Raw genomic sequence first — 6,536 nt, 5'->3', positions numbered from 1 at the left:
GTGGAAGGCGATTTCCACGGTGGGGACGTGGTGGACCTGGCCGATCCGGCAGGTGCCGTGGTCGCTCGCGGAGTGGTCGCTTACGACGCCGGTGAGCTGCCGGACCTCATCGGCCGCTCCACGCACGAACTACCGCCGGAGCAACGCCGGGAAGTCATCCACGCCGACGACCTGGTCCCGCTGCGCTGACGACATCCACTGCTCCCGAACGGCTCAGGCCGTGGTGGCCAGGGTGAACGGCAGCACCGCCGGAGCGCCCGCGAGCCGCAGGGTGCGCGCCACGATCGTGATCGTCCAGCCCGTGTCGGCGTAGTCGTCCACCAGCAGCACTGGCCCGTCGAGCCTGGCCAGCTTCGCCGAGACGTCCTCCGGAACCTTGAACTGCCCCCGCAACGCGGCGACCCGCTGCGCGCTGTTGGTGCCGTGCACCGGCGTCGTCTCCGGGTTCGTGGCGACCTCGCCCAGCAGCGGCAGCCGTCCCACGGTGGAGAGCCGTTCGGCCAGGCTGCGCACCAGCCGCGGCCGGGTCCGCGAGCCGAGCGCGAGCACCCCTGCCGGTCGCTGTTCCCACTCCCAAGCGGCCAGCACCTGCACGCACGCCTGGAACAGGTCATCCGGCAGGTCCTGGTCCGGGCTGTTCGCGCCGAGCAGCTCGCGCAGCCGGTTGCCCCAGCCGATGTCGGTCAGCCGCCCCACCGCGCGGCCCTGCTCGGCGCGTTCACCAGCCGGGAACCTGCCGGAGACGGGGATGCCGAGCACGTCCATCCCGGTCGGCCACATCTTGCGCGGGTTCAGCTCCACGCCCGGCCGGTTCAGGCGTTCCTGCGCGCGCTGCACCGACGACTCGTCGACCTCGGCGGAACGGCCCGACCCGGTGCAGTTGTCGCAGCGCCCGCACGGTTCGGCGTGCGGGTCGTCGAGCTGCTTGCGCAGGAACTCCATCCGGCAGCCGGTGGTGTCCAGGTAATCCAGCATCGCCTGCTGCTCGGTGGCGCGTTCCGCGGCGATGCGCTCGTAGCGTTCCGCGTCGTAGTCCCACGGCTCGCCGGTGGCTTCCCAGCCGCTCTTCACCCGGCGCACCGCGCCGTCCACGTCCAGGACCTTGAGCACCATTTCCAGCCGCGAGCGGCCGAGCTCCACGCGCGGCTCCAGCGCGGCAGTGGACAAGGTGCCCGCTTCCGAGAGCGCGTCGAGGATCCTGCGCACCGTCGACTCCGGCGGGAAGGCCAGCGAAGCGAAGTACTTCCAGATGTCCCGGTCTTCCGGGCCGGGCAGCAGCGGCGCCTTGGCCCGCCGCACGCCGCGACCGGCGCGGCCGATCTGCTGGTAGTAGGCGATCGGCGAGGACGGTGCCCCCATGTGCACGACGAACCCGAGATCGGGCTTGTCGAAGCCCATGCCCAGCGCGGACGTCGCCACCAGCGCCTTGACCCGGTTCGCCAGCAGATCGTCCTCGGCGCGTTGCCGCTCCTCCGGATCGGTGCGCCCGGAATAGGACGTCACCTCGAAGCCCTGGTCGCGCAGGAACGCCGACACCTCGTCGGTCGCGGCGACGGTGAGCGTGTAGATGATCCCGGACCCCGGCAGCTCACCGAGGTTGCCCGCCAGCCAGCCCAGCCGCGCCTGCGCGGTCGGCAACCGGACCACGCCCAGCCGCAGGCTTTCCCGGTCGAGCGTGCCGCGCAGCACCAGCGTCTGCTGCGGGTCGCTGAATTCGCCGCCCACGCCGAGCTGGTCGGCGACGTCCTGCACGACGCGGTCGTTGGCGGTGGCCGTGGTCGCCAGCACCGGGACGCCTTCGGGCAGTTCGCGCAACAGCGTGCGCAGCCTGCGGTAGTCCGGGCGGAAGTCGTGGCCCCAGTCGGAGATGCAGTGCGCTTCGTCCACCACCAGCAGGCCCGCGCTGTGGGTGAGTTCGGGCAGCACGTTGTCCCGGAAGTCCGGGTTGTTCAACCGCTCCGGGCTCACCAGCAGCACGTCGACGTCGCCCACGGCGACCTGCTCCTCGATGTCGGCCCACTGCTGCTGATTCGCGGAGTTGATCGAGGCCGCGCGGACTCCGGCGGCTTCGGCGGCCGCCACCTGGTTGCGCATCAGCGCCAGCAGCGGCGAGACGATCACGGTCGGACCTTCGCCGAGCTCCCGCAGCAGCGCGGTCGCCAGGAAGTAGACCGCCGACTTGCCCCAGCCGGTGCGCTGCACGACGAGCGCGCGGCGCCGTTCCAGCACCAGCGCGTGGATCGCGTGCCATTGGTCGTCGCGCAGTTCGGCGTCCGGACCGGCCAGTGCGCGCAGCCGCTCGTCGGCGAGTTCCCGCAGGGCGTGTTCGTCCACGACCCGATTCCTACCGGATCGCCAGGACACGGCGTCGCCGCACCCCGCAAACCCGGTTGCAGGAGCCGATTAGGCTGGTGTCGTGACGACGAGCATCGAACCTTCCCATTCCGCGGAAACCGGCGAGGACCTGCGCGAACAGGTGCGCGCGGCGGCGCGGCGGGCGCAGGCCGCGGCGGGCCAGCTGGCGCTGGCCTCGCGGGCGGTCAAGGACGAACTCCTGCACGCGATGGCCGCGGCGCTGGTCGAACGCGCGCCGGAGGTTCTGGAGGCCAACCTGCGAGACGTCGCTCGCGCGCGGGAGAACGGCACCCCCGACGGACTGGTCGACCGGCTGAAGCTGAGCCGGGAGCGCATCGACGGCATCGCCGACGGGCTGCGCACCGTGGCCGGTCTGCCGGACCCGGTCGGTGAGGTGGTGCGCGGCAACGTGCTGCCGAACGGCTTGCAGCTGCAGCAGGTCCGGGTTCCGCTCGGCGTGGTCGGCATCGTCTACGAGGGCAGGCCCAACGTCACCGTCGATGCCGCCGGGCTCACCTTGAAGTCGGGCAACGCGGTGCTGCTGCGCGGCTCGTCGTCGGCCGCCGAATCCAACGCCGCGCTCGTCGCGATCCTGTCCGAGGTGCTGGTCAAGCACGATCTTCCTGCCGCGGCGGTGCAGCTGCTGCCCAGCAGCGACCGTGCGTCGGTGCAGCACTTGATCACCGCACGCGGGCTGGTCGACATCGTCATCCCCCGCGGTGGCGCGGGCCTGATCTCCGCGGTCGTCGAGAACGCCACCGTGCCCACCATCGAAACCGGGGTCGGCAACTGCCACGTCTACGTCGACGAGCACGCCGACGCCGACACCGCGCTGCGCATCCTGCTGAACTCCAAGGCCCGCCGCCCGAGCGTGTGCAACGCGGCGGAAACCCTGCTGGTCCACCAGGACATCGCCGAGGACTTCGTGCCGCGCGCGGTCGCCGAGCTGCGCGCGGGCGGGATCGCCGTGCACGGCGACGAACAGGTCGTACGGCTCGGCGGGACCGGCGTGCTGGAAGCCACCGAGCAGGACTGGGACACCGAGTACGGCTCGCTGGACATCGCAGCGGCCGTCGTCGAGTCGCTGCCCGCGGCCGTCGAGCACATCCGCGAGCACGGCTCCGGGCACACCGAGGCCATCGTGACCGACAACGTCCGGTCCGCCCGCCAGTTCACCGCCCGGGTGGACGCTGCGGCCGTGATGGTCAACGCTTCGACCGCGTTCACCGACGGCGGCGAATTCGGCATGGGTGCCGAAATCGGCATCTCCACCCAGAAGCTGCACGCCCGCGGCCCGATGGCACTGCCCGAGCTGACCTCGACGAAGTGGCTCGTGTTCGGCGACGGGCAGGTCCGCCCGGCGAACTGATCGCGGCCGCACCGTGTGATCGCTCACCACGCGGGCGCGGGCGGAACCGCGCCCGCGGGTACTCGTTTAGGCTCTGCATTCATGTCTCGTCGGCGCATCGGGGTCATGGGGGGCACCTTCGACCCCATCCACCACGGCCACCTCGTCGCGGCCAGTGAGGTCCAGGCCCAGTTCGGTCTGGAGCAGGTGATCTTCGTGCCGACCGGCCAGCCGTGGCAGAAGGGCCACGAGGTGGTCAGCCCGGCCGAAGACCGCTACCTGATGACGGTGGTCGCCACCGCGTCCAACCCGCGGTTCCTGGTCAGCCGGGTGGACGTGGACCGCAGCGGCCCGACCTACACCGCCGACACGCTCAACGACCTGCGCGCCCACTACCCGGACGCGGAGCTGTACTTCATCACCGGCGCGGACGCGCTGGAGCAGATCCTTTCCTGGCACCGGGTCAACGAGCTGTTCGACCTCGCGCACTTCATCGGCGTCACACGCCCCGGCTATTCGCTCAACGGCGCGCACCTGCCGAAGGGATCGGTCTCGCTGGTGGAGATCCCGGCGATGGCGATCTCGTCGACCGGTTGCCGGGAACGCGTCCGCGCCGGGTTGCCCGTCTGGTACCTGGTCCCGGACGGCATCGTGCAGTACATCACCAAGCGCGGGCTGTACCGGTCGGACGGCGTCTCACCTGCACCGGAGTGGGGCCCATGAGAATCCGGTACGAACTCGGCAGTTGATCGCGGGCCGGCCACCACGGCGTCCACCTGGTTCGGCTCGGCGCCCGGACTACCGGTGCCGAATCGGGCAACCCGGCGTTCTCGCCGGTGCAACCGGCCTGGCTATCCTTGTGCGGGGTGGGCGGCACCGTGCCCGCCCGGGAGGAGTGACGTGGCAGCCACCGAGGAGGCCCGCAAGCTGGCGCTGGTCGCGGCGCAGGCAGCGGCGGACAAGAAGGCGAACGACCTCGTGCTGCTCGACGTCTCCGAGCAGCTCGTGATCACCGACTGCTTCGTGATCGCCTCCGCGCCGAACGAGCGGCAGGTCGAAGCGATCGTGGAAGCCGTCGAAGAGAAGATGCGCAAGATCGGCACGAAACCGGTGCGGCGCGAAGGCACCCGCGAAGGCCGCTGGGTCCTGCTGGACTACGTCGACGTCGTGGTGCACGTGCAGCACACCGAGGAGCGTGCGGTCTACGAGCTCGAGCGGCTGTGGAAGGACTGCCCGCGGATCGAGTTCGAGGACCGCGCGGTTCCCGCCGAGCAGCAGGGCGGCGCCGAGTGACACTCGATCGCCTGGTGCTGTGGCGGCACGGTGAGACCGACTTCAACGCCGCGGGCCGCATCCAGGGACATCTCGACACCGCGCTCACCGAAACCGGTCGCGAACAGGCGGAGCGTGCCGCACCGGTGATCGCTTCGTTCGAGCCGCAGGTAGCGGTCGGATCGGATCTGCGCCGGGCCGCTGCGACCGCAATGGCGTTCACCGAGCTGTCCGGCATGGCCGTGCCGCAGGACAAGCGCTTGCGCGAGACGCATCTCGGCGAGTGGCAGGGCCTCAGCGGCGCCGAGGTGGAGCACGGCTGGCCGGGTGCGATGGGTACGTGGCGAGCGGATCCGACGTGGGCTCCGCCGGGTGGCGAGTCGCGCGTCGAGGTCGCCGAGCGCGGGTTCGAGGTCGTGTCCGAACTCGACGCCACTTACTCGGCCACCGCGTTGGTGTGCGCGCACGGCGGCCTGATCACCGGGCTGACCGCGCGGCTGCTGGGGTGGCCGCACGAGCTTTGGCCCGGTCTCGGCGGTGTCGCCAACTGCCACTGGGTGGTGCTGAGCCGCCGCGGCGGTTCCCGGCAGTGGCGTTTGATCACCTACAACGGCGGAGTTCCGGGCTGATCGGCCGTCCGCGGCGCCCGGCGGTGGTTTTGGGGTTTCTCGCGTGTCCGTAGCCGTCGTCACCGATTCCACCGCGTACCTGCCGGACGGATTCGCGGATCGATTCTCGGTGCGCGTGGTGCCGCTGCACGTCAGCGTGCAAGGGGGGACTCCCGTACCGGAGTTCGAGTTCGGCTCGGATCGATTGGTTTCCGCGTTCGAGCACAAGCAGCGGGTGACGACGTCGGGCGCGACCGCGGCGGAACTCGCACGGGTGTACCGGGACGCCCTGGCGGACGGGGCCGACGGCGTCGTCTCGGTGCATTTGTCCCGGCGCTTGTCGGCGACTTGGGACGCCGCCCGGCTGGCCGCGCAAGAAGTGGGCCCGGAGCTGGTGCGGGTGGTCGATTCCCGTTCGGCCGCGATGGGCTTGGGATTCGCCGCATTAGGCGCCGCGGATCTGGCCTGCGCGGGGGCGGGACTGTCCGCTGTGGAGAGCCGTGCTGCGCTGATCGCGCAGCGGACCACGACCTTGTTCTCGGTGCAGACGTTGGAACATCTGCGCCGGGGCGGCCGGATCGGAACCGCTGCCGCGGTGCTCGGTACCGCGCTGGCGATCAAGCCGTTGCTGCATGTCCACGAGGGACGCGTCGAAGCGTTGGAGAAGGTGCGCACGACCGCCCGCGCCCACACCAGGTTGCTGGAGATCGTGGGGCGCGCGGTGGCCTCGGAGCCGGCGGCGGTGGCGATCCACCACCTCGCTGCTCCCGAATGGGCGGATCGGCTCGCGCAGCGGCTGGAGGAGATGACTTCCGGGCAGATCGAGTGCTTGGTCGCTGAGGTCGGGCCGGTGGTGGGTGCGCACATAGGACCCGGAGCTCTCGGTGCGGTCATGCTGCCCGGGGGCTGGCGGAGATGATCCGCGCTCCTTGCGGCGGCGAACCTCGGTGAGC

At 70.9% G+C, this 6,536-nt stretch carries 7 protein-coding genes; 6 read left to right on the top strand and 1 reads right to left on the bottom strand.

What is annotated here, in order from left to right; genetic code table 11:
- Positions 1 to 189, top strand: a 189-nt coding sequence (locus IJH84_RS03950; RefSeq protein ID WP_367268948.1) for a PUA domain-containing protein, incomplete at its 5' end; no start/stop codon positions are given.
- Between the two features lie 24 nt (positions 190 to 213).
- Here the strand turns inward: IJH84_RS03950 and IJH84_RS03945 are convergent.
- Positions 214 to 2,334: a RecQ family ATP-dependent DNA helicase gene (locus IJH84_RS03945; RefSeq protein ID WP_295140281.1), complete on the bottom strand. Its 2,121-nt coding sequence runs from the start codon at positions 2,332 to 2,334 to the stop codon at positions 214 to 216.
- Between the two features lie 82 nt (positions 2,335 to 2,416).
- Between IJH84_RS03945 and IJH84_RS03940 the strand changes: the two genes are divergently transcribed.
- The 5 genes from IJH84_RS03940 (at position 2,417) to IJH84_RS03920 (ending at position 6,502) form a co-directional block, all read left to right on the top strand.
- Positions 2,417 to 3,724 (top strand): glutamate-5-semialdehyde dehydrogenase, encoded by a 1,308-nt coding sequence (locus IJH84_RS03940; protein ID WP_295140278.1) that lies wholly within the window; start codon positions 2,417 to 2,419, stop codon positions 3,722 to 3,724.
- An 81-nt stretch (positions 3,725 to 3,805) separates the two neighbouring features.
- Positions 3,806 to 4,426, top strand: a complete 621-nt coding sequence (gene nadD, locus IJH84_RS03935; RefSeq protein WP_200070931.1) for a nicotinate-nucleotide adenylyltransferase — start codon at positions 3,806 to 3,808, stop codon at positions 4,424 to 4,426.
- A gap of 177 nt (positions 4,427 to 4,603) precedes the next feature.
- A complete protein-coding gene (gene rsfS / locus IJH84_RS03930; RefSeq protein ID WP_200070932.1) occupies positions 4,604 to 4,996 on the top strand; it encodes a ribosome silencing factor in 393 nt (130 codons plus the stop codon).
- Positions 4,993 to 5,604 (top strand): histidine phosphatase family protein, encoded by a 612-nt coding sequence (locus IJH84_RS03925; RefSeq protein WP_200070933.1) that lies wholly within the window; start codon positions 4,993 to 4,995, stop codon positions 5,602 to 5,604. Before rsfS ends, IJH84_RS03925 begins: the two co-directional genes overlap by 4 nt.
- Before the next feature lie 43 nt (positions 5,605 to 5,647).
- A complete protein-coding gene (locus IJH84_RS03920) occupies positions 5,648 to 6,502 on the top strand; it encodes a DegV family protein (protein ID WP_200070934.1) in 855 nt (284 codons plus the stop codon).
- Positions 6,503 to 6,536 lie beyond the last annotated feature (34 nt).

The sequence above is a fragment of the Saccharopolyspora sp. genome, assembly GCF_017434145.1.
Taxonomy (GTDB): domain Bacteria; phylum Actinomycetota; class Actinomycetes; order Mycobacteriales; family Pseudonocardiaceae; genus Saccharopolyspora_C; species Saccharopolyspora_C galaxeae.
This window is presented reverse-complemented; position numbering and strand designations above follow the sequence as displayed.

What these genes read in the sequence shown, in the direction of transcription:
- nadD (WP_200070931.1), top strand. Translation starts at nt 3,806, where the DNA reads ATGTCTCGTCGGCGCATCGGGGTCATGGGGGGCACCTTCGACCCCATC.